This window comes from Pseudarthrobacter sp. HLT1-3, assembly GCF_059383535.1.
Map to the genome: position 1 here is coordinate 48,003 of NZ_JBWZCJ010000015.1, position 22,145 is coordinate 70,147.

General features: G+C 68.5%; 22 protein-coding genes. 6 read left to right on the forward strand and 16 right to left on the reverse strand.

Features of this window, described 5'->3' with window-relative positions; genetic code table 11:
• The first annotated feature begins 152 nt into the window (after positions 1-152).
• Positions 153-1,280 carry an ADP-ribosylglycohydrolase family protein gene (locus AC50X9_RS13695; protein ID WP_494894306.1) on the forward strand — a complete coding sequence of 376 codons (1,128 nt, stop codon included), beginning with the start codon at positions 153-155 and terminating at the stop codon, positions 1,278-1,280.
• Here AC50X9_RS13695 and AC50X9_RS13700 read toward each other — a convergent pair.
• Both AC50X9_RS13700 and AC50X9_RS13705 read right to left on the reverse strand, forming a co-directional pair.
• Positions 1,277-1,837: a DUF4395 domain-containing protein gene (locus tag AC50X9_RS13700; protein ID WP_494894307.1), complete on the reverse strand. Its 561-nt coding sequence runs from the start codon at positions 1,835-1,837 to the stop codon at positions 1,277-1,279. The genes AC50X9_RS13695 and AC50X9_RS13700 overlap by 4 nt on opposite strands.
• 80 nt (positions 1,838-1,917) lie before the next feature.
• Positions 1,918-2,937 carry a 3'-5' exonuclease gene (locus tag AC50X9_RS13705; protein ID WP_494894308.1) on the reverse strand — a complete coding sequence of 340 codons (1,020 nt, stop codon included), beginning with the start codon at positions 2,935-2,937 and terminating at the stop codon, positions 1,918-1,920.
• Positions 2,938-3,030: 93 nt separating this feature from the next.
• Between AC50X9_RS13705 and AC50X9_RS13710 the strand changes: the two genes are divergently transcribed.
• Positions 3,031-3,798 carry a VTT domain-containing protein gene (locus AC50X9_RS13710; protein WP_494894367.1) on the forward strand — a complete coding sequence of 256 codons (768 nt, stop codon included), beginning with the start codon at positions 3,031-3,033 and terminating at the stop codon, positions 3,796-3,798.
• A gap of 176 nt (positions 3,799-3,974) precedes the next feature.
• On the opposite strand, the gene rdgB is transcribed toward AC50X9_RS13710, so the two are convergent.
• From rdgB to clpS, 6 genes are all read right to left on the reverse strand, one after another.
• Positions 3,975-4,652, reverse strand: coding sequence for an RdgB/HAM1 family non-canonical purine NTP pyrophosphatase (gene rdgB / locus AC50X9_RS13715; protein ID WP_494894309.1), 678 nt, complete (start codon positions 4,650-4,652; stop codon positions 3,975-3,977).
• Complete coding sequence (gene rph / locus AC50X9_RS13720; protein ID WP_494894310.1) at positions 4,649-5,407, reverse strand: ribonuclease PH; 759 nt, start codon at positions 5,405-5,407, stop codon at positions 4,649-4,651. The genes rdgB and rph overlap by 4 nt, the downstream gene beginning before the upstream one ends.
• Positions 5,408-5,475: 68 nt before the next feature.
• Entirely contained in the window at positions 5,476-6,273 is a 798-nt protein-coding gene (locus AC50X9_RS13725) for an MBL fold metallo-hydrolase (RefSeq protein ID WP_494894311.1), read from the reverse strand.
• Positions 6,270-7,208 carry a glutamate racemase gene (gene murI, locus AC50X9_RS13730; RefSeq protein WP_494894368.1) on the reverse strand — a complete coding sequence of 313 codons (939 nt, stop codon included), beginning with the start codon at positions 7,206-7,208 and terminating at the stop codon, positions 6,270-6,272. Before murI ends, AC50X9_RS13725 begins: the two co-directional genes overlap by 4 nt.
• Before the next feature lie 210 nt (positions 7,209-7,418).
• Positions 7,419-7,985 carry a DUF2017 domain-containing protein gene (locus tag AC50X9_RS13735; protein WP_494894312.1) on the reverse strand — a complete coding sequence of 189 codons (567 nt, stop codon included), beginning with the start codon at positions 7,983-7,985 and terminating at the stop codon, positions 7,419-7,421.
• Positions 7,978-8,340, reverse strand: a complete 363-nt coding sequence (clpS, locus tag AC50X9_RS13740; RefSeq protein ID WP_494894313.1) for an ATP-dependent Clp protease adapter ClpS — start codon at positions 8,338-8,340, stop codon at positions 7,978-7,980. The genes AC50X9_RS13735 and clpS overlap by 8 nt, the downstream gene beginning before the upstream one ends.
• Before the next feature lie 37 nt (positions 8,341-8,377).
• Between clpS and AC50X9_RS13745 the strand changes: the two genes are divergently transcribed.
• The 3 genes from AC50X9_RS13745 to AC50X9_RS13755 all read left to right on the forward strand — a co-directional run bounded on the left by AC50X9_RS13745 (position 8,378) and on the right by AC50X9_RS13755 (position 10,854).
• Positions 8,378-9,706 carry a nicotinate phosphoribosyltransferase gene (locus tag AC50X9_RS13745; RefSeq protein WP_494894314.1) on the forward strand — a complete coding sequence of 443 codons (1,329 nt, stop codon included), beginning with the start codon at positions 8,378-8,380 and terminating at the stop codon, positions 9,704-9,706.
• Positions 9,706-10,359, forward strand: coding sequence for an isochorismatase family protein (locus AC50X9_RS13750; protein ID WP_494894315.1), 654 nt, complete (start codon positions 9,706-9,708; stop codon positions 10,357-10,359). The genes AC50X9_RS13745 and AC50X9_RS13750 overlap by 1 nt, the downstream gene beginning before the upstream one ends.
• 147 nt (positions 10,360-10,506) lie before the next feature.
• On the forward strand, positions 10,507-10,854 hold the full coding sequence (locus AC50X9_RS13755) for a hypothetical protein (RefSeq protein WP_494894316.1): 348 nt from the start codon (positions 10,507-10,509) through the stop codon (positions 10,852-10,854).
• Positions 10,855-10,960: 106 nt separating this feature from the next.
• On the opposite strand, the gene AC50X9_RS13760 is transcribed toward AC50X9_RS13755, so the two are convergent.
• The 8 genes from AC50X9_RS13760 to AC50X9_RS13795 all read right to left on the reverse strand — a co-directional run bounded on the left by AC50X9_RS13760 (position 10,961) and on the right by AC50X9_RS13795 (position 20,610).
• On the reverse strand, positions 10,961-12,748 hold the full coding sequence (locus AC50X9_RS13760; RefSeq protein WP_494894317.1) for a DEAD/DEAH box helicase: 1,788 nt from the start codon (positions 12,746-12,748) through the stop codon (positions 10,961-10,963).
• A gap of 247 nt (positions 12,749-12,995) precedes the next feature.
• Positions 12,996-13,304, reverse strand: coding sequence for a DUF3039 domain-containing protein (locus tag AC50X9_RS13765; protein WP_443094306.1), 309 nt, complete (start codon positions 13,302-13,304; stop codon positions 12,996-12,998).
• Positions 13,305-13,383: 79 nt separating this feature from the next.
• Positions 13,384-14,166: a glucosamine-6-phosphate deaminase gene (gene nagB, locus AC50X9_RS13770; protein ID WP_494894318.1), complete on the reverse strand. Its 783-nt coding sequence runs from the start codon at positions 14,164-14,166 to the stop codon at positions 13,384-13,386.
• 81 nt (positions 14,167-14,247) lie between these two features.
• Entirely contained in the window at positions 14,248-15,819 is a 1,572-nt protein-coding gene (locus tag AC50X9_RS13775; RefSeq protein WP_494894319.1) for a transporter, read from the reverse strand.
• Positions 15,801-16,607: an ABC transporter ATP-binding protein gene (locus AC50X9_RS13780; RefSeq protein ID WP_494894320.1), complete on the reverse strand. Its 807-nt coding sequence runs from the start codon at positions 16,605-16,607 to the stop codon at positions 15,801-15,803. The genes AC50X9_RS13775 and AC50X9_RS13780 overlap by 19 nt, the downstream gene beginning before the upstream one ends.
• Positions 16,608-16,641: 34 nt before the next feature.
• Positions 16,642-17,742: an NADH:flavin oxidoreductase/NADH oxidase gene (locus tag AC50X9_RS13785; protein ID WP_494894321.1), complete on the reverse strand. Its 1,101-nt coding sequence runs from the start codon at positions 17,740-17,742 to the stop codon at positions 16,642-16,644.
• The gene (locus AC50X9_RS13790; protein ID WP_494894322.1) at positions 17,742-18,767 is read right to left on the reverse strand and encodes a co-chaperone YbbN; all 1,026 of its coding nucleotides are present in this window, start codon (positions 18,765-18,767) and stop codon (positions 17,742-17,744) included. Before AC50X9_RS13790 ends, AC50X9_RS13785 begins: the two co-directional genes overlap by 1 nt.
• Before the next feature lie 34 nt (positions 18,768-18,801).
• A complete protein-coding gene (locus AC50X9_RS13795; protein ID WP_494894323.1) occupies positions 18,802-20,610 on the reverse strand; it encodes a hypothetical protein in 1,809 nt (602 codons plus the stop codon).
• A 317-nt stretch (positions 20,611-20,927) separates the two neighbouring features.
• On the opposite strand from AC50X9_RS13795, the gene AC50X9_RS13800 reads away from it, so the two are divergent.
• Complete coding sequence (locus AC50X9_RS13800) at positions 20,928-22,112, forward strand: AI-2E family transporter (protein ID WP_494894369.1); 1,185 nt, start codon at positions 20,928-20,930, stop codon at positions 22,110-22,112.
• Positions 22,113-22,145: the final 33 nt, after the last annotated feature.

Consider the following 22,145-nt stretch of genomic DNA (forward strand, 5'->3'; position numbering starts at 1 on the left):
TTTGTTTGGAGGTCAGCGAGCAGTCTGTCACCCGAATCTGGATGTTCTCTGGGCCATGGCGGAAGACCCGGCTCAATGTCCGGCTCAAAGCGTGGCAGCCGTCCTGTCCCGGCTGCCGGCGCCTCCGGCGGAGCGGGGTAAAATTCAAAGTCATGAGCACTGAGCCCGTCACAACCCCCGACCCCTCCCCCACCCCCTCACACTCATCCCGGATCCACGGGTGCCTGCTGGGCGGTGCCCTGGGCGATTCGCTCGGCTACGCCGTCGAATTCGACGATATCTCCACGATCCGCGGGAGGTTCGGTGCGAAGGGTCTGCAGGACTTTACCGCGCTCGACGCCGGCAGTCACTTCTCCGACGACACGCAGCTCACTCTGTACACGGTCGACGGGCTGCTGGAGGCGCTGGAATGGGCGAACTCGGGTGTGGGCGCTGACACCAACGCGTGCCTGTGGCTCGCCTACCTGCGCTGGCTCGGCACCCAGGGTGTGCCGGTGCCTGAGGCGGCGCCGTTCCAGCCGCCCCGCTGGATCGACTCCCACGACGTCCTAAAGCACCGCAGGGCGCCGGGAAACGCCTGTCTGAGCGGTCTGGCCAGCGGAGAGATGGGTACGTTCTACCGGCCGGTCAATCCGGATTCGAAGGGATGTGGAACGGTAATGCGCTCGGCCCCGTTCGGCCTGATTCCCTACATCGAGCCTGCCGCCGTGTACAAGCTCAGCGCCGACGCCGCCTCGCTGACCCACGGGCACCCGTCCGCCCGGCAGAGCGCCGGGGTCTTCAGCCTCGTCATCCACGCCCTGACCTCCGGACACGGCCTGCGTGAAGCGGCACAATTCGCGCTCGGGGAACTGGACGCGGGCCACCTGCGCAAAGGTGAGGAACCCGACCAGGACCTCGTCGCACGGCTGGAGGCGGCCCTGCGGCTGGGCGGAGCGGGAGAACGGCTGGCTCCCGAGGAACTGGTGGCGGAACTGGGCGAGGGCTGGGTGGCCGAGGAGGCACTCGCCGTCGCGCTCTACGCGGTCCTTGCCACCGCCCCGGTTCCTGCCCCGGATCCGACGGCGGCTGCCGGGGATCCGGAGGCCCATTTCCGCGCCGCCATCACGCTCGCGGTGAACCACAGCGGGGACAGCGACTCCACGGCGTCGATTGCCGGCAACATCCTGGGCACGTTCTACGGCGAGGACTGCCTGCCGGTGCAGTGGCTCGCGGCGCTGGAGGCACCGGAAGTTATCCGTGGCATGGCCTCACGGCTGGCAGCGGTGACCGGCGCCTAGGCGCGGCGGAGCGAAATGTTGTTGCAGGCCTCGCATACGTCCGCGGGGATCAGGCCGCGGCGCTGCAGGAAGCCGAAGATGGCGCAGCCCAGGCAGAAACCGGCGAACGCTTCCAGGGACGCGGCGACGATCAGGACAGCCAGCAGGATCCAGCCGGCCGGCGCGAGCCCCACGGCCAGCAGCACGGCGGCTGCGGTGGACATCGCGGCACCGATCCCTTGCGCAAAGCGCTTCGGCGGACCCGGGACCAGCCGGGTCTTCCCCAGCCGCGGCGTCAGGACCTTGACGGACAGCTGGGCGAGCGGCGAGATCCGCGGGCCGAACAGGACGCGCAGCCAGAACCCGGCGGCGATCACGGCCAGGCCCCAGCCGACGCCGGTCAGCAGCGTCAGGACGGACAGCAGCACCACAAGGGCGGCCGTGATGCGGGCCGCGTACTCGTTGACCGGGTTAGGAAATGCGAAGACCGTGCGCCAGTCGATGCCGCCGCTCCGTGCAGGTGCAAATGCAGTAGCAGGTGCCTGCGTCGCGGCTGGTGCCGAAGTCAGTTTGCTCATCGTTCAAGGCTAGGAGCAGACCCGCCCCGGGCGCACTGTTTGTTGCGCCCTGTGACCGCGGACCCACTGGACGTGGGGGCTCAGGCAAGCGCGGCGGAGGCCACATGGCCGCCCACCATCTGCAGGAACTCGCCTTCGGAGAGGACCTCGATCCGCTGGCCCCGATCGTGCAGTTCCAGCACCCGCCGTGCCTTGCCGGTGATGCGGCCGGAGCGCAGGTCGGCGGCCACGAACCCGTCGCCGACCACCAGGACAGTCGTGCGGGCCGTAACCCGGCTCTCGGGCCGGGCGCCGAACTCGGCCGAGCGGATCTTCGCTTCGGGCCGGGGGATGGCGAGCTCGCCGGTGAATACCACGGTCTGGCCGAACAGCGGGTGCCCGGGTTCGGCGAAGGCGTTCGGCGGCGGATTGGCGCCCTCCTCGGGCCAGCCGGGCAGGTAGGCCCGGACCGGGGCAGTTGCAGCCCCTCCCCCGGCGAGTGCGTCAAGGGCTGACCGGCTGGCCTTGGAGAGCGGATCACGCAGCGGGTCGAAGGCCGCCTGCCGGGAAACGGCCAGCCCCAGCGACAAAAACAGCTCCGCGATGCTGCCGGCTCCGTTGCGGGCGGCAATGTCAATCAGGATCCCGGCGCAGGCACGGGCGTCCTCGGCGGCGTCGTGGTGGTTCACCAGCGGGACGCCGGCTTCCTCGGCCGCGTACGGCAGTGAATTGGACACCAGGGAGTAGCAGCGGCGCGACAGCATCACCGTGCAGACGTAGTCGTAGGCCGGTCCCGGTAGGCCGGAGACCTCGAGGCCGGAGCGGATGACGCCGAGGTCGAAGGCGGCGTTGTGGGCGGCCAGCACGTCGCCGCCAATGAAGGCGCCGATCTCCGGGAAGAGCTCACCGAAGCGCGGCAGCGCTGCCACCTGCTCGGGCCGGATTCCGTGGATCCGGACATTGTGGTGGTCGAAGCGGTCGTGGTTTTCCGGCGGCCGCATCAGCCAGGCGGCTTCCTCGACCACTACGCCGCCGCGCACCTTGGTCAGGCCGACAGCGCACGGTGAACCCCGGAAGCCGTTCGCGGTCTCAAAGTCGATCGCCGTAAAGTCCAAACCCACGGTCCAAACTTTACCGCCGGATTCCGGCCAGGCCCGCACCGGCCACGCCCGACGGCGGCCGTCAAGTACCCTTGATGAGTGAACCTTTTAGCTTTGAGTGACTTTGCCGTGTCCACGATCGGCGGTGCGGGCCCGGTCCAGCCGCAGCTGGCCTCCTTCCTGCCGGACTGGCTGAACCCGCAGATCTTCCTGGCCGACCCGGCGCTGGCGCCCTGGGTTGTGCTGCTGGTCTGCGGCATCATCTTCGCCGAGACCGGCCTGCTGATCGGTTTCTTCCTGCCGGGCGACTCGATGCTGTTCACGGCCGGGCTCCTGGTGGCTACCGGGACCATCAAGTTCAACATCTGGGCTTTTGTGGTGATGATCATCGTCGCGGCGATCATCGGGAACCAGGTCGGTTACCTGATCGGGTCCAAGGCAGGCCCGGCCATTTTCAACAAACCAAATTCGAAGCTGTTCAAACGCGAAAATGTTGAGAGCGCCCACGCCTTCTTCGAAAAGCATGGCGGCAAGGCGCTGATCCTGGCCCGTTTCGTGCCGATTATCCGGACCTTTGTGCCGGTGATCGTCGGCGTCGCCCAGATGGGCAAGCGCAAGTTCTTTGTGTTCAACGTCATCGGCGCCGTGCTGTGGGGCGGCGGCGTGACCCTGCTGGGCTTCCTGCTCGGCGATACCTTCCCCTGGGTCCGCGAAAACCTGGACATCATCTTCATCGTGATCGTCCTGCTCTCGGTGATCCCGATCGGCATCGAGGTCGTCCGCGGCTTCATCGCCAAGAGCCAGGCCGAAAAGTACGGCACGGACATCGTCGAGGAATTCATCGAGGAACACGAACCCGAAGAGGAACGCAAGACGCCGTAACTCCCGTCCCGGACAGGCATTCCGGAACAGCGGTCCGGAGCGGCGGACTAAGCCAAAAGGATGGCGCCCCACGGTGTGGGGCGCCATCCTTTTTTGCCTGCGCGTTTGGCGCCTGCGCGTTTGGCGTCTGCGCTTTCGCGGCGCTGTTCCTGCAGCCGGCCGCGGCGGCCGGGGGGCTACTTTCCGGCCAGGGCCTCCACAATCGCTGGAAGCAGCGCGCGGAACGCGTGCCCGCGGTGGCTGATCGCGTTCTTCTCCGCGGGGCTCAGCTCGGCGCAACTGCGGTCCAGCCCGGCGGGCTGAAGAACCGGGTCGTAGCCGAAGCCGCCGGAACCCCGCGGCTCGCGCAGCAGCGTCCCCTCAAGCTGCCCGTACTCCACAACTTCCCGGCCCTCCTCAGCGGCGGTGCCCGGGACGGCCAGGGCCGCGGCGCAGACAAACGCGGCGCCGCGGTGCCCGTCGGGAACGTCGGCCAGCTGGTCGAGCAGCAGCCGCAGGTTGGCTGCGTCGTCGCCGTGGCGTCCGGCCCAGCGGGCTGAGAATATCCCCGGTGCCCCGCCCAGTACGTCGACGGCGAGGCCCGAGTCGTCTGCGATCGCCACGAGCCCGGTCGCTTCCGCCACCGCCCGCGCCTTGAGCAGCGAGTTCTCGGCGAAGGTCACACCGGTTTCGGCGACGTCGGGAGCGCCGACGGCCCCCGCATCCACCACCTGGGTGTCGACGTCGAGGCCCGGCACCTGCCCGCGGAGCAGCTCACGGAGTTCCCGGAGCTTGCCCTCGTTGTGTGTGGCGAGCACCAGTACCGGCGCGGCGCCCTGCCGTGCAGCGCTTTGCTGGGCAGCGCCCGCCGTCACGGGGCTTCGGCCAGGGTGTCGCGCTGGATGGCGGCGAGCTGCTCCGTGCCCATCAGGGCCAGGTCCAGCAGTTTGTTCAGCTCGTCACGGTCGAAGGGGGCGCCCTCGGCGGTGCCTTGGACTTCGACGAACTTGCCGGACCCGGTGACGACGACGTTCATGTCGGTCTCGGCGCGGACATCCTCGACGTACGGCAGGTCCAGCATCGGGATCCCGTCGATGATGCCGACGGAGATGGCGGAGACCGTGTCGATCAGGGGCTGGGCGTTGCGGGCGATCATTTTATTTTCGCGGGCGAAGCGGATGGCCTCGGCCAGGGCCACGTAGGCGCCGGTGATGGCGGCGGTGCGGGTTCCGCCGTCGGCCTGCAGGACATCGCAGTCCAGCACGATGGTGATCTCGCCCAGGGCCTTGGTGTCGATGATGGAACGCAGCGAGCGGCCAATGAGCCGGGAGATCTCGTGGGTGCGGCCGCCGATCTTGCCCTTGACGGACTCGCGGTCGGAGCGGGTGTTGGTGGCGCGCGGGAGCATGGCGTATTCGGCCGTGACCCAGCCGCGGCCCTCGCCCTTGAGCCAGCGCGGCACACCTTCGGTCAGCGAGGCCGTGCACAGCACCCGGGTGTTGCCGAACTCGATCAAAGCCGATCCCTCGGCCTGCTTGGACCAGCCGCGGGTGATGCTGATCGGACGGAGCTGGTCGGGGGTGCGGCCGTCGGCACGGACGACGGGGGCAGTTAGGGCTTCGGAAGTCATGCCCCTAGCTTATCGACCCGGACCGGATCAGCCGGCCCCCTGCCCGTCCGGACGGTAAGGCGTTCCGCTCAGATCGTGTAGTGCACGCCGGCGACGGCCACGGCCACGTGCTGGCCGAAGACCCCTTTGGCTTCCGTCATAACGGTGGTCGGCGACGTCCAGACCGGGATGTGGGTCAGCAGCAGCCGGCGGGCGCCGGCGGCCACGGCGGCGTCCCCGGCGCGTTTGCCCGTCAGGTGCACGTCCTTGATGCCGTCGTCGCGGCCTTCCTCGAAGGCCGCCTCGCAGAGGAACAGATCGGCGTCCCGGGCCGCGTCTTCGAGGCCGCTGCAGGAGTCGGTGTCGCCGGAGTAGCTGAGCACGCGGGTGACCGGGGTGCCGTCCTTGTCCGGCTCGGTGACCTCCACGCGGAGCGCGTAAGCCTCCTCCACGGGGTGGTTGACGGAGTACGGGGTGACCGTGAACGGGCCCATGGTCACCGGCTTGCGCTCGGACCAGTTGCTGAAATCGAATTCCTCGTGCATCCCGGGGTCCAGATCCAGGCCGTAGGCGGTGGCCATCCGGTCGGCGGTGGCGGCGGGCCCCCAGACCGGGATCCGGCCCCCGCCCCAGCCCCCCGGCTTCCAGCGCACCGCGACATGGAGCCCGCAGAGGTCCATGCAGTGGTCCGGGTGCAGGTGGGTGAGGAAGATCCCGTCAATGTCCTCCAGGTCCGTGTAGCGCTGGATGGCGCCGAGCGCGCCGCTGCCGAGGTCCAGGACGATCTTCCAGTTCCGTTCGCCGTCGTTCGCGGTGAGCAGATAGCACGACGCCGGCGAGCCGGGGCCCGGGAACGATCCCGTACAGCCCACGATGGTCAGCTTCACAGCAGTGTTCCCCCGCCCGCGGGTCCGCCCACGAAGTTGGAGATCCGGGGCCGGCTGGCGCCGGCCTGTGCGGCGGCGATCATTTCCGGCGTGATTCTGGCGAGGCTGCCCGTGGGGTACTGCGCGGCGACGTGGTCCACGTGGCGGACGCTGAGCACCTCTGGTCCGAGGAAGCGGCGGGCGAGGTGCTCGAACTGTGCGGCGTCGCCGGTGGCGATGAAGTTGTGGGTGGGGCCGGCGGCGTCGGTGCGTTCCAGGCCGCGGGAGGCCAGCGCTCGGTACACGTCCTTGGCCGTCTCCTCCGCGCTGGAGACGAGTGTGACGTCCTCCCCCATCACGTAGGAAATGACGCCGGTGAGCAGCGGATAGTGGGTGCAGCCCAGCACCACGGTGTCCACCCCGGCGGCTTTCAGCGGTGCCAGGTACTCGCGGGCGACGGCGAGCAGCTCCGGCCCGGTCGTGATGCCGGCTTCGACGTAGGGCACGAACGCCGGGCAGGCCACGGAGGTGAGGTGCAGGTCAGGCGCGGCCGCAAAGGTGTCCTCGTAGGCGCGGGACCCGATGGTGGCGGAGGTGCCGATCACGCCGACCCGGCCGCTGCGGGTGGCGGCGACGGCACGGCGCACGGCCGGCTGGATCACTTCGATGACGGGGATCCCGTAGCGGGCGGTGTAGCGTTCGCGGGCGTCGCGCAGCACGGCGGCGGACGCCGAGTTGCACGCGATGGTCAGCAGCTTCACGCCGGAATCCACCAGCTCATCCATCACGCCCAGGGCGTTGGCCCGGACCTCGGCGATGGGGAGCGGGCCGTAGGGGCCGTTCGCGGTGTCGCCGACGTAGAGGATGGATTCGTTGGGCAGCTGGTCGATGATGGACCGGGCCACGGTCAGGCCGCCGACGCCGGAGTCAAACACGCCGATGGGACGCGGACCCATCCGGCTGGCGGTCTGGCTGCTGGCGCTGTTGCTCGCTGGGCGGTCCGGAACAGTTCCCGCTGCCGGCTGCTTGCTCGATGCTGAAGTCATGGTTATTCGAGGATAGGGCTTAGCCACGGGTGCGGCCATCTCATTGTGCCGCGCGACTCATGTCTAATGTGTCACACGCGGCGGCAGCCTCCGGCGGCGGGCCTCGGCCGGGGGCGCGGGTCAGGCGCGCGTCTCCAGCGCCTGCAGCATCGCCTGGACCAGGGATTCCTGGAGCCAGGTGGTGAAGTTGTAGACCAGCGCCAGGTAGCTTTCGACGTCCTCGGCCTGGGACCAGTCCTGCATCAGGTGCACGTGCCCGGCGTCCTCGTCATCGCGGATGTCCAGGCGTTCTGCGAGCACCAGCCGGACGTCGTTGATCGCCGTGGACCAGTGCCGCGCGTCGGCCGGTGTCAGTACCAGTTCCTCCTTGTCCAGACCCAGGGACGCGGCTTTCAGCGCGCCGATTTTGTTCTCCCGAAGCGACCGCTCGGTATAACGGCGGAACTCGAGCGAGGCCGCGTCGTCGGTCTTCGAGACATTCGGGAGCAGCCTGCGCAGGGCACGGTCTGACGGTTCGCGGGCCTCGGAGTCGAGCCCGACAAGTGCGGCGAGGGGATCCTGGTTGGCGCGTTCCTCCGGCTCCAGCATGGACACGACGTCGTCGAAAAGGCTGCGCAGCAGTTCCCGCTCGGCCGGTTCCAGATAGCCGGTGATGCCCTTGACTCCGTATTTAAATGCCTTAGCCACGTTTTCCTTTGCCCTTGCTTGAACCCGGGCCGCCGCCGGTGGCCTTCTCCACGGTGGCCCAGAGACCGTAACCGTGCATCGCGACCGCGTGCTGTTCCACCTGCTCCTTGCTGCCGTGCGCCACGATGGACCGCCCCTTTTTGTGGACCTCCAGCATGAGCTTGTTGGCTTTCGCCTCCGAATAGCCGAAGTAGCTGCGGAAAACGTAGCTGACATAGCTCATCAGGTTCACCGGATCATTCCAGATCACGAGGTTCCATGGGATGTCCGGGGCACTCAGGACATCGGTTGACGTTCCTGTTCCGGTCTGGGTGCTCTCCTGGGTGTCAGGGCCGAGCGCAACGCTGAGGGTCATCTGTCCATTCTATGGGGATGCGCACTAGAGTGAATTTGTGACTACCTCAGCTGGCTGGGACCGGCCCCGCACGTCCCTGTACACCGACCATTACGAGCTGACCATGCTGCAGGCCGCGTTGCATTCCGGCGCCGCCCACCGCAAGTCAGTGTTTGAGGCCTTCGCCCGGCGCCTGCCGGACGGCCGCCGCTACGGCATTGTGGGCGGCACCGGCCGGCTGCTGGAGGGCATTGCGGACTTCCGCTTCGGCGATACCGAAATCGATTTCCTGCGCCGCACAAAGGTGGTCAATGAGGAGACCCTGGAATATCTGGCCGGGTTCTCTTTCTCCGGTGACATCTGGGGCTACGCGGAGGGCGAAGCGTACTTCCCCAATTCCCCCATCCTGATCGTCGAATCCACCTTCGCAGAGGCGTGCGTCCTCGAGACCTACATCCTCTCGATCCTCAACCATGACAGCGCGATCGCCTCGGCGGCCTCGCGCATGATCACCGCGGCCGGCAGCCGCCCCTGCGTGGAAATGGGTTCGCGCCGCACGCAGGAGGAATCCGCAGTTTCGGCCGCCCGTGCCGCCATCATCGCCGGGTTCGACAGCACCTCCAATCTGGAGGCGGGGCTCCGCTACGGGCTCAAGACGGTCGGCACCGCCGCGCATTCCTTCACCCTGCTGCACGACACCGAGCGCGAGGCCTTTGCGGCCCAGATCGCCTCGATGGGCGCTGGAACCGCGCTGCTGGTGGACACGTACGACGTCGAGGCAGCGGTGCGCACCGCCGTCGAACTGGCCGGCGACAAACTCGGTGCGGTGCGCCTGGATTCCGGCGACCTCGTCGCCCAGGCGCAGTGGGTCCGCCAGCTGCTGGACGACTTGGGCAACGAACGGACCCGCATCATCGTCACCTCCGACCTGGACGAGTTCGCCATCGCCGCCCTGCAGTCCGCCCCAGTGGACTCGTACGGCGTCGGCACCTCCCTGGTGACCGGTTCCGGCGCGCCGACGGCCAGTATGGTCTACAAGCTGGTCAGCCGCACGGACGACGACGGCGACTTCGTTTCCGTCGCCAAGGCCGCCAAGAACAAGACCAGCATGGGAGGGCGCAAGTACGCCCTGCGCAAGCTCAACGACCGCGGCACGGCCACCCAGGAGATCGTCGGGATCGGACACCGCCCGGACGACGACGGCAACGACCGGCCGCTGGTGCAGCAGTTCGTGAAAAACGGCGAACTGCTGCCCGGCTGGACCGGCGCGGAGGGTGTGGTGCGGGCGCGCAAGCGTCACGCGGACACCATGAAGGAGCTTCCCGCTGCCGTGAACCGGCTGCAGCGCGGCGAACCGGCCATCCCCACCATTTACGAGGAGAACTGATGTCCCGCGCCCTGATCATCGTCGACGTCCAGAACGATTTCTGCGAAGGGGGCTCGCTGCCCGTCGCAGGCGGGGCGGCACTTGCCGGCGCCATCAGCGAATACGTCGACGCCCACCACGGACAGTTTGACCACGTCGTGGCGACCCAGGACTGGCACGTCGATCCCGGCGCGCACTTCTCCGAGGACCCGGACTTCGTCGACAGCTGGCCGAAGCACTGCGTGGCCGGAACCCGGGGCGCCGAACTCCACCCGGACCTGGACACCGAATACATCCAGGCCTACTTCCGCAAGGGCCAGTTCGCCGCTGCCTACTCGGGTTTTGAAGGGCTCCTCGCCCCGGATGACGCCGTGCCCACCGGGGACCGGAAGCCCGGCGCCATGCCGGTCTCCGGCAGTTCCGCCGGCGGCCAGGGCGACGGCGACGACGCCGGCGAGGAGGCCATCGGGCTCGACGACTGGCTGCAGAGCCACGACGTGGAAGACGTCGTGGTCGTCGGCATCGCCACCGACCACTGCGTCAGGGCCACAGCACTGGACGGCGTGCAGGCCGGCTACGCCGTGACTGTACTGCGTGATCTGACCGTCGGGGTTGCCGAGGATCTCGACGACGCCATTGCCGAGATGGAGCTCGGCGGCGTCGACATCGCCTGAGCCGAGGGCGTCTTCCCTGACGGCGGCTCCGGCACAAACGCAATGTGGCGGTCTCGGTCCGGACCGCTGACGGAAAAGCCGCGCCCTCCCAGTAGACTCGAAATCCCTGCCAGTATCGTCTGACCCGCTAGAACCCCGGAGTACACCATGAAGAAGACCCTGACCGTCCTGATCGCTGCCGGGGCTCTGCTCGGCGCCGCCGGCTGCTCGGCCGCCCCGTTAGACACCACCGCGGAAACCTGCGCCCGGGTCCAGGGTGTCGGCGCGGGACCCACCTCCAACGAGGACAAGGCAGGGATGATTCGTCTCGCCAACCGGCTCCGCCCCGTCGAAGCCACCGCCGCGGAGGAACTGAAGACCCCGCTGCACTCCATCATCGAATTCCTGGACGAGTCGGCGAAGGAAACCCCGGACTCCGCCAAGCTGCAGGAGATGCAGGTAGCGTACAGCTCTGCCGGAGAGGCCCTCAGCGGCGCCTGCGTCGGCGGCCAGTAGCCCAGGCCGGCGGCTGCGAGGCCCTGAAGCTGCAAAATAGTACGAAAAAGGGACCAGTTCATGATGACCCGGTCCCTTTTTTGTGCCTTTTTAGTGCCGGCGCCGGCTACTTCCGGCCGATGAACCAGTCCTGAAGCTTCCGCAGCCGGGTCTGCAGCTGCTCCTCGTTGGCCTGGGCGACGGCCGGGCCGCCGCAGACCGTCCTGAGTTTGGTGTGGATGACGCCGTGCGGTGTTCCCGTCCGCGCGGACCAGGCCGCGACGTTCTTGGCCAGCTCGGTGCGCAGGTCCATCAGCATGCGGTGGTCCGGCAGGGCAGGTACGGCAGCGGCAGCCGCCGCGGCCTGGGGGGCGCGCGCATTCTTGCGGTTGAGCTGCTCGTGCTGGCGCTGGCGAAGCAGCGTGCCGACCTGCTCGGCGTCGAGCAGGCCGGGTATTCCGAGGAAGTCGAGCTCGTCCTCCGAACCCACCTCGCCGCCGGTGCCGAACTCGCCGCCGTCGAACAGCACCCGGTCGAAGGACGCTTGCGAATCCAGCGCCTCGAACTTGCCCTTGGTCAGCGAATCGGAGGCCTTCTCTTCACGGTTCGCCTCGTCCATCAGTGAGTCTTCCGGGTTGAAGAGCCCGTCCGCGTCCTCCGTCTCGGGCCGGTCCAGGGCGTGGTCCCGCTCCGCCTCCATGGAGTTGGCCAGTGCCATCAGCTGTGGCACCGAGGGCAGGAAGACCGACGCCGTCTCGCCGCGTTTCCGGGCGCGCACGAAACGCCCGACGGCCTGGGCGAAGAACAGCGGCGTGGCGATGGAGGTTGCGTACACCCCCACGGAAAGCCGCGGGACGTCGACGCCTTCGGAAACCATCCGCACGGCGACCATCCAACGCTTCTCGCTGGCTGTGAACTCCTCGATCTTGCTGGAGGCCTTCGTGTCGTCGGAGAGGATCACCGTGGGCGACTCCCCCGTGATTCTCTTCAGCTGGCCGGCGTAGGCGCGCGCGTCGTCATGGTCGGTCGCGATGACCAGCCCGCCGGCGTCGGGAACTGTGCGGCGCACCTCGCTGAGGCGCTTGTCCGCCCCGGCAAGCACCGCCGGGATCCATTCCCCGGTGGGGTTCAGCGCGGTCCGCCAGGCATGGGCGGTGACGTCCTTGGTGACCGCCGCCTCGCCGAGCGAGGCCGCCATTTCCTCGCCGCCGCTGGTCCGCCAGCGCATCTGGCCGGAGTAGGCCATGAACATCACGGGACGGACCACGTGGTCCCGGAGCGCCTTGCCGTAGCCGTAGGTGTAGTCCGCCTTGGAACGCCGGATGCCGTCCCGGTCCTCGGCGTATTCCACGAACGGGATCGGCGAGGTGTCGGAACGGAAAGGTGTGCCCGTCAGCGAGAGCCTGCGTGCCGCGGGCTCGAAGGCCTCGCGGAGCCCGTCACCCCACGAGAGCGCCTCGCCGCCATGGTGTATTTCATCGAGGATGACCAGCGTGCGGGCGGCCTCGGTCTTGGCCCGGTGCAGCATCGGCTTGCTGGCCACCTGGGCGTAGGTGACCGCGACGCCGACGAAGCCGCGGCCGTGCTGGCCGTCGGCGTTCTTGAAGTTCGGGTCGATGGCGATCCCCACCCGAGCGGCGGCGTCGGCCCACTGCCGCTTCAAGTGGTCGGTGGGGGCCACGATGGTGACGCGGTTGATGACGTTGGCCTCGATGAGCATGGACGCCACCCGCAGCGCGAAGGTTGTCTTGCCGGCGCCCGGCGTGGCGACGGCCAGGAAGTCCCTGGGATGGGTGCTGAAGTAGCTGTCCAGGGCTTCCTGCTGCCAGGCGCGGAGCTTCGGCGCGGTACCCCAGGCGGCCCGCTCGGGATAGGCGGGCGGCAGGACGGGTCCGCCAAAGAGTGTCTCTGTCACTTAGGTGCCTTCCAGTCCGCGCACTGCTGCCCCCGCCGGAGGAACCCACTTAAGCACAAAAAACACCAATCTGTTACGGATGAACCGGAAGCTATCACCGGCCAGCAAGCCGGGCATCATTCAGGGGGCGAACAGCTCTCCACGGCGCCGGGAGGCACGCCTGACATCGGGTCGTCTGGAACTCCCGCGCCCGTCCGCATGGCCTCGTCCCTGGCGGAATTACGTGGCCGCGTGTTACGTGGCCGCGCTATTTGTCGCCGGAACCCTTGCCGCCGTCGCCGCCCGGGCGGAGGCCCTCGTAGACCTCTTTGCATTCGGGGCACACGGGGAACTTCTTCGGGTCGCGGCCCGGCGTCCAGACCTTGCCGCACAGGGCGATGACCGGTTCGCCGGACAGCGCGGATTCCATGATCTTTTCCTTGCGCACATAGTGCGAGAAGCGTTCCCGGTCACCGGGCTCGACTTCCTGGCGCAGTTCCTCGCGCTCGATTGTGGCCGTCGACGTCCCGGCTCCGGAGAGCTCGCGCATCGGGTCGTTTTCGAGAGGATCGGTCATGCTGTTCATGAGACCCATCTTAGCCGCTGGATCGGACAGAGTTGCGACGGGAGGCGGCCCCGACCGCGCGAACGGGTCACTACAGCCCCTGCCACGACGGCTTGTTCTCGTAGCTGTGGCGGTAGTAGTCGGCGAGCCGCAGCGACGAGGCCGCGGCCTCGTCGACCAGGATCGTGGCGTGCGGATGCAGTTGCAGGACGGACGCGGCACAGATGGCGGCTACCGGCCCTTCGATCAGGTCCCGGACCGCCTGGGCCTTCTGCGCGCCGGTGGCGATGAGAATCACATGCCGGGCCGCCAGGATGGTTCCCAGTCCCTGGGTCAGGACGTGGTGCGGGACCTCGGACAGGCTTCGAAAAAACCGGGCATTGTCCCGGCGTGTCTGTTCGATCAGGGTTTTGACGCGGGTCCGTGAGGCAAGCGATGAACCGGGCTCATTGAACCCGAGATGGCCGTCGGTGCCGACCCCCAACAGCTGCAGGTCCACTCCTCCGGCCCCGCGGATGGCGTCCTCGAAGGCCTGGCAGGCGGCCGGGATGTCCGCGGCCAGGCCGTCCGGCCCGTGGACGTTGGCCGGGTCGATGTTCACCCGTTCGGTGAATTCGCGCCGGATCACCTCACGGTAGGACTGCGGGTGGCCTTCCGGAAGGCCGACATACTCGTCCAGGGTGAACGCGCGCACCTGGCTGAAGTCGAGGCCCTCCCGTTCGTGCCGCAGCGCCAGTTCGGTGTAGACCGGCAGCGGTGACGAACCGGTGGCCAGGCCCAGGACGGCGCCGGGCTTGCGCCGCAGCAGCGCCTCAATCGCGTCCGCCGCGAGGGCCGCTATCGGCTTGGTGCCGGACAGAATGACGACTTCCATGGCCTGCCTTTGCGCTTGCCGTGCCAAGGGGCGGTGGTGCCCTAGTGGCAGGCTATCGCAGTCCCCGCCGCGGCGCGCGGGTCAGCGGTTGACAGCGAGCTGGGCCAGCAGTTCCGGCCCCCGGGCGTCGAGCCACTTCCCGCCCAGCCGTACCCCGGCGGCGAACAACCCGAGCCCCAGGACCGGTCCGACGACCAGGTTGATCCAGCCGGGCACGGTACTGCCGGTGACAAACTGAGCCACCAGCAGCGCCACTTCCGGGACCACCAGCAGCATGAGTGCCGCGATCCCGCCGAACTGCACCGCCATGGTCTGCGCCACATTGCCCGGCGGTTTCTTGAACGGGCTGTCGCCCGGGAGCGGCACCACGACCGTGTAGCGCGCCGATACCACCGAGGACAGGCCCATGCCGCTGAACAGGACACCGAGGGACAACCCGAGCACGCCGGGGAGCAAGCGCCAGTCGGCGCCGAAAAGGAAGGGCAGGACGCCGAGCGCCAGTACTACCGGCAGGGCGAAGACCAGGCATGCCACCGCACGGCCAAGCCGGTCATGGATCCCCCGCACGCCCGTGGACAGGTGCAGTGCGAAGGCGGTGTTGTCATAGGAGACATCCGTGGAGATGGACCAGGCCAGCAGGAAAGCGGTCAGCGGACCGATGAAGAGCAGCAGCCCGTAGGATCCCGTCTGGGTGGCCTGGAACAGGAGCAGTACCGGCAACAGCGGGATGACGACGAGGGCGCCCGCATACCGGGGGTCCCGGAGCCAGTAGGTCAGCGACCGTGCGGCGACCGCACCCGTCGGCGTCGCCGGAAACAGCCGGAAAAAACCGAGTCCACCGGCGCCTTTTTTGGACGTGCCGGCGAAAGGCGGCGTCACGAGGGCCCGCTGCAGCAGGAGCTTCCAGCACAGCCCCAGTCCAGCGAGGGTGGCCACCGCGATCAGGAACTTAAGGGCCGCGGCACCGAAGTTCCCGGCGGCCAGCTCACCGCCGAGGGACCATGCGGCCCCCGCCGGGGTCCAGGACAGTGTGCGGGCGAGCCCGGTCAGGAAATCACCGGATTCGGCAATCCCGGCGGCGACACTCGCCACGATCGGACCCATCAGGACGAGCGGAATCAGGAAGACCACCGCGCTGGCGTCCTTGAACCGGCGGGAACTCGCCAGCCCGGCGGTCGCCGTCGTGACCGCCTTGGACAGCACAATACAGCTCAGCACACCGAGGACCGCGCCGACCAGGGCGCCCGCCGCGGCCGGAACGGTCCGGGACCAGGTCCCGACGGTACCGAGTGCCACGAGCAGCGTCGCCGTGCCGGGGATTCCGATCAGCCCGCCGAGGGCCAGTCCGGTCAGCAGCTGCGGCATCGGCACGGCGAAGGTGGTGAACCGTGCTGGGTCCAGGGTCAGGTCGGCGGCCGAGGCGGCGACCGGGACGACGGCCCACCCCAGCAGCGCCGCGGCACCGCCCAGCACGACGACGGTCTGCGCCAGGCCGGCGTCCGCGCCGCGGAGCACCAGCAGCCCCGTGACTCCGAACCCGACGAGTCCCAGCGCATACAGGGTGCCGATGCCAAGGCCGACCAGCTGCCACGGGCTGCGCCGGAGGCTGTTGCGAAGCAGGGTCAGCTTGAGCCTTAGAAGGTGCGCAACCATTCCAGTCCCTCCGTGTGGTTGCGGCCGCCGACCAGCTGGACGAAGCGGTCTTCGAGGGACTGGCCCGCGCGGACCTCGTCCACCGTCCCGGCAGCGAGCAGCCGCCCGGCGGCGACGACGGCGACGTGGTCGCACATCCGCTGGACCAGGTCCATCACGTGGCTGGAGACAATGACGGTGCCGCCGGAGGCCACATACCGGTCCAGGATGACGCGGATGTTGGCGGCCGACACCGGATCCACGGATTCGAACGGCTCGTCCAGTACCAGCAGCCGGGGCGCGTGGATCAGCGCCGAGGCGAGGGCGATCTTCTTGGTCATGCCGGCCGAGTAGTCCACCACCAGCGTCCCGGCGTCGGGGCTCAGGTCCAGGGCGGCAAGCAGTTCCCTGACGCGCACGGCCACAACGTCCTTGTCCATGCCGCGCAGCAGACCGGCGTAGCTCACCAGCTGTTCGCCGGTCAGCCGGTCAAACAGCCGGACGCCGTCGGGCAGGATGCCCATCAGCTTCTTGGCCTCCAGCGGGTGCTTCCAGACATCCACACCGTGCACAAACGCCGTGCCGAACTCGGGCCGGAGCAGACCGGTGGCCATCGAGAGTGTGGTGGTCTTGCCTGCCCCGTTCGGCCCGACGATCCCGTAGAAGGAACCGGCGGGTACGTCGAGGCTGAGGCCGTCGACGGCGATCTTGTCGCCAAAGCGCTTGGCAAGCCCGCGCAGCGACAGCGCGGGGACCGGCTGCCCCGGCTGGTTCTCAGTGGCAGGCGGACGCGGCTGCTGGAAAGTCATGTCGCTAGACTAACTGTCCCGGTGCCGATTCCGGCTAGAACGAGTGGCGGGGCAAGGCACGGTCGTACTGCGGCGGCCAGGCCAGCTCATGGCCCAGCTCGAAGGCGGCCCGCAGCCACCAGTGCGGATCACGGAGGGCGGCGCGGGCGATGAAGACCCCGTCGGCCTGCCCGGTGGCGACGGCATGCTCGGCCTGGCCGGCCGAGGTCAGCAGCCCGACGGTGCCGGTCTTGACCCCGGTTTCACGCCGGATCCGGGAGGAAAAACCGGTCTGGTAGCCGGGGCCCACCGGGATTTGCTGGTACGCCACGGCGCCGCCGCTGGACACATCCACGAGGTCCACGCCATGGTCGGCCGCCGCCTTGGCCATCCGCACGGACGCCTCAACATCGATGCCGCCCTCGGCCCAGTCGGAGGCGGAGATCCGGAGCAGCAACGGCATGGAGTCGGGGATGACGCTCCGGACGGCATCGACAACGGCGAGGGTCAGCCGGTTCCTGCCGGCCTCGTCGCCGCCCCAGCGGTCGGTGCGGTCGTTGACGAGCGGGCTCTGGAACTGGTGCAGCAGGTAGCCGTGGGCGCCGTGGATTTCGATCGTGTCGAAGCCGGCTTCGACGGCCCGGCCGGCGGCGGCGGCGAAGTCGGCGATGACGCCGTCGATTTCCTGCTCCGTCATCGCGGAGGGGGCCTCATAGCCGTCGAATGCCGAGGTGCCCGGACCCACGGTGGGCCAGCCGCCGTCGACAGCGGGCACCGTGCCCTTCTGGCCGGAGAACGGCCAGAAGGAGGACGCTTTCCGGCCGGCGTGCGCCAGCTGGGTGCCGATCTTGGTGTCGGCGGTGCCGTGCCGGTGCACGAAGGAGGTGATCCGTTCCCAGGCCGCCGCCTGGTCGTCGTTGTAAAGTCCGGCGTCCCGGGGGCTGATCCGTCCGGCGGCGTTCACGGCGGCCGCCTCGGTGAGGATCAGGGCTGCCCCGCCGGTGGCAAAGGACCCCAGGTGCATCAGGTGCCAGTCGTTGGGCACACCTTCCCCGGTTTCCGGCTCACAGCTGTACTGGCACATCGGTGACACCCAGCCGCGGTGCTGCAGGTGCATAGAGCGCAGTTCCAGCGGCGAAAAGAGCGCCGAACCCATCAGAAAAGCACCCGGGCCAGGTTTTGGCGCGCCTTCGCGACGCGGGCGTCGCCCGTGCCCACGACGTCGAACAGTTCCAGCAGCCTGACCCGTGCCGTTTCGCGCTCCGGGCCGAAGTTCCTGCCGATGAACGCGACGATCCGGCCGAGTCCGTCCTCGACGTGGCCGCCGGAAACGTCGAGGTCGGCCACCCCCAGCTGGGCCTCAAGGTTGTCCGGCTCGGTGGCGGCGCGCTGTCGCAGCGCATCGGTGTCCGCGGCGGAGAGCGGCTGGAGCCTGCCCATCAGCTCCACCTGGGCAAGTTTTGCCTTGGCGTCGGCGTCGGCCGGCATCTCCAGAAGTGCCTGGCGGTAGGCCTCTGCGGCCGCGGTGTAGTTCCCGGCCTCGATCGCGTCAAACGCTTTCTGGTGCAGGGGCGGCAGCGGCGGAGCCTCTGCCTCGGCGCCGGGCCCGCCCGCGCCGATCCGTCCGGTGACGCCGTTGGCGGCGGCGACCTTGAGCAGCTCATCCAGCAGGCTGCGGACCTGCGGTTCCTCGGCGCCACCCTGGAAGAGGGGCACCGGCTGGCCTTTGACAAGGGCCACGGCGGTCGGAACTGCCTGCACCTGGAAGGCCTGGGCAAGCTGCGGGAACACCTCGACGTCGGCGGCGCCGAGGACCAGTTGGCCCTCATAGCTGTCCACGATCCGTTCGAGGACATCCACCAGTTCGGCGGAGCCGGGCGAGTACGCGGCCCAGAGCGCGACGACGACCGGCACCTGGGCCGACAACTCCACGAGTTCCTGGAAATTGGCTTCGGTGATGTCCACCCGCAGCGGACGGCCGGACGATGCCGCATCGCCGCTGCCCGCGGCAGCAGCCCCGGGTTCGCCGGGTGCGCCGGGTGCACCGGCGATGCCGCCCGGGGCCGGCGCGGCCGGCGGCGCCGCCGGACGCTGTTTCAGGGCGGACAAGTCGACGGCGCCCCGCAGGTTCAGCGGGTTGGCGGCAGCCGGCGGGACGGGGCGGGAAGCTGGCGAAGTCATGGTTCCACTCTAGCCACATCGGCCCCGTCTGGTCCTACTTGAAGCTGGCCCCCACGAGGCCTCGGGTGGCGGCCACGAGTTTCATCGGGTCCTGGGACCCTGCCGGCGGGATGTAGACGGCCACGGACTCGGCGAAGTTCAGCACCATGCCGGTGCTGGTCTCCTTGCCGCCGGCCAGGGCCGCTGCGTCGTCACCAATCGTCAGCTTGTCGCCGGCCGCCTTGGGAGTGCCATCGAACGCGAAGTTCAGGCGGCCAAGGGCCAGTGCCCCGCCGTCCGCGGTCCGGTACACCGCGACGCTCTCCGGCACCGGTTTGTGCGTGAAGGAGAACGTGCCGTTGACACCCGAATTCACCACGTCGGCCTGGTAAGCCAGCGTGTCAGCAATGTACGGCGAGGACGCCCCCTCGGTCAGCTTGTCCTTGAACGTGGACTCGGCGGAGTTCAGCCGGTCCCCGAGCGCGCCCAGCGCTTCCTCGCCGCTGTAGAGCAGCCCGGATTTGTCCGCGGGTGCCAGCATCTCGGCGCCGCCGCGCGCGATCCCGGGGAAAGTTGTGCCCGGCTGCAGCGGCGTGGTGAGGACCAGCTTGTAGTTCTCCCGGGCCGAGGCCTGGGTGAGGGTGAGCAGTTGCGGAACAACGTTGCCCTCGCCCTGGGTGACCGCCATAACCGTGCGCGGCCAGCTGCGCTTGTCGGTGACCACCGTGGTGAGCAGCTTGGCGGCGCGGACGGGCATCCGCGCCTCATAGGTGCCGACTTGGGATCGGATCTTGTAGTTCTGCGTGCGGACCTCAAGTTCGGGTCCGGCCAGGCGCGGCTCCAGCTTGCCCGCGTCCTTGGCCGCGTCACCGGCGTCGACAGCACTCGCCACCTGCTCCAGGATGCGGCGGAACTGGGCATCGACCAGCACCGGCGTGCCGGCGGCCTGCCCGGCGGCAGCGGAGGCGGAATCGGTCGGCGACGGGGCCGGCGTCTGGCTGGCCTGGGCCGCCACGCCGCTGCCGGCGACGGCAGCGGCTGTCAGCACGGCCACGACCGCGCCGGAACGCCGCAGGCGCTGCGCCATCGTGGCGGATTCGGCAATGCGCTTTTCGGAGGTCTCAGGCTTTCCGGAGGCCTCGCCGCGCGCCGGTTCCTTGCGTGCCCCGGCTTTGGCCTGCGCCCGGCGGGCAAACATGCTGCCGCCGGTGGAGCCGTCTACCGGAGTGCCCGTGCCGGTCCCGGCTCGGGTGCCGGACTTGGGCTTGAGCAGCAGCAGGGCAGCGCCGGCCAGGATCAGCAGGCCACCAAGAACCATGAACGGGATGGCCCACGGGGTGGAGGTGTCATTCGGGAAGGTCATGGTGATCGACGTGGGCGCCGGCTTTGTTCCATCGGTGGCCAGCAGCAGTGCCCAGTCGCCGTCCGCCGGCGGGGTCCAGTTGTATTTGAGCTCGCCGCTGGCGTTTTCCGTGCTCACCCACAGGTCCGAGCCGGCGGGCGAGGGAGCGGTGGCTTCGCCGTCCGCATGCGTCACCTGCAGCTCTTTGCCGTCCTCGGAGACGCCGGAGACCGTGTTGTGCGCTGTCGCGCCGACCCAGGCCTCGACGTCGTCCGGGCGGCCCGCAGCAAGCATAAAACTGCCCTCGCCCTTGACATTGATAGTCACCGTGCCGTCGCGCAGCGTGCGGAGCTTCTCGTCAAAAACGGTCAGCGGCGCCGCGGTGGCACCAGCCGGTGCCGTGGCGGTCACGGTCTCGGGCGGGGCCCAAAATGTCTTCTGGCCGATCCCGGCCAGCAGTGTCAGGAGGCCCAGCAGCACCAAGGCGACTGCAGTCTTGAAACGCAAAATTTTACCCATCATCAGCGGACACTTAGCTTCAATAGTAACCATTTTGTTACCACGGAGTCAGATCCGGGCGCTTGTCAAGCCCTTCGCCGGCGCCGCGGGGAGCCGCTTAGCCGCGCCATAACAAGCCTGCTGATAGTGTTTGCGGTGATCATCACACTAGGGCCGCGACGGCGGCCGCACCGGGTTTATACAGAGGACAAAGGGCTTTCAACGCAGTGACTGGACACACGGATTCGTCTCCCTCAGGACAGGAAGAAAGCCAGGAATCCGGCAGCTCGGCGGGCACTGCGCAGGAGCAGGTTTCCCCCCGCCGGAAGGCCGTGGCCGGGATGCTGGTTTCGATGGCCCACCGCTTGCGCCAGCCCCTTCCCGGAGCCCAGCCCCGGCTCCGCTTCGAGATGCCCCCGGAGCAGGAGGAAGTCGAGACCACGCCGGAGACCGAGACCAGCACCCGCTTCGGCAATCCCGGCCCGCGAATGTCCTCCCAGCACCCGCTCTACGTCGGCTTCATGGGCACGGTCGGTGTTGGTGTTGCCCTGCTCGTCTACTGGATCGGTTCCAACACGACGCAGCTGCTGCTCTGGATCGTGGCCGCACTCTTCATCGCCTTGGGCCTGGACCCGGTGGTGCGCTGGCTGGAGTCAAAGAAGCTCCCCCGCGCGGCAGGCATTGTGGCCGCGGTTTCCGCCCTGGCGCTGGCCATTGCCGCCTTTTTTGCCACGCTGATCCCCACGATCGTCCAGCAGGTCACCGAGATCGTCGAGGAAGCCCCGCGCTGGATCACGGACTTCGTTAACTCCGATTTCTTCCGCAGCATCGACAACCAGTACGGGGTGCGGGAACGCATCACCCAGGAGCTGGAGAAGTTCGTCAACAACCCGGAGGCGATGGGCGGCATCTTCGGCGGCGTCGTCGGCTTCGGCTCCACCTTGGCCAACGGCCTGTTCGGCGCCCTGATTGTGCTGGTGCTGAGCCTGTACTTCCTGGCGGCCCTGCCCGCGATGAAAAAATGGGGCTACCGCCTGGCCCCGCGGTCCCGCCGTGCCCGGGTCGAGGCACTGTCCGAGGAAATCACCGGTTCGGTGGGCAACTACGTGATCGGCCAGGCCGTCGTCGCCCTGATGAACGCAACCTTCGCGTTCATCGTGATGACGATCGTCGGTGTCCCGTTCGCCGTGCTGCTGGCCTTCGTGGTGGCCCTGCTAGCCTTTATCCCGCTGGTCGGCGGAATGATTGCCGGAATCATCGTCACCCTGATCGCCCTCACCGCCGGCTGGCAGACCGCCGTGGTCTACGCGATCTGCTACTTCGCCTACCTGCAGTTCGAGGCCTACTTCATCTCCCCGCGCATCATGCAGAAGGCCGTTGCGGTGCCGGGCGCCGTCGCGGTGATCTCCGTGATCGCCGGCGGCAGCCTGCTGGGCGTCCTGGGCGCACTGATCGCGATCCCCACCGCGGCCGCCATCATGCTGCTGGTCAAGGAAATCTTCATCGTCCGCCAGGACAAGCACTGACGGGTACCGGCAGGCCGGGCATTCCGCTACGGA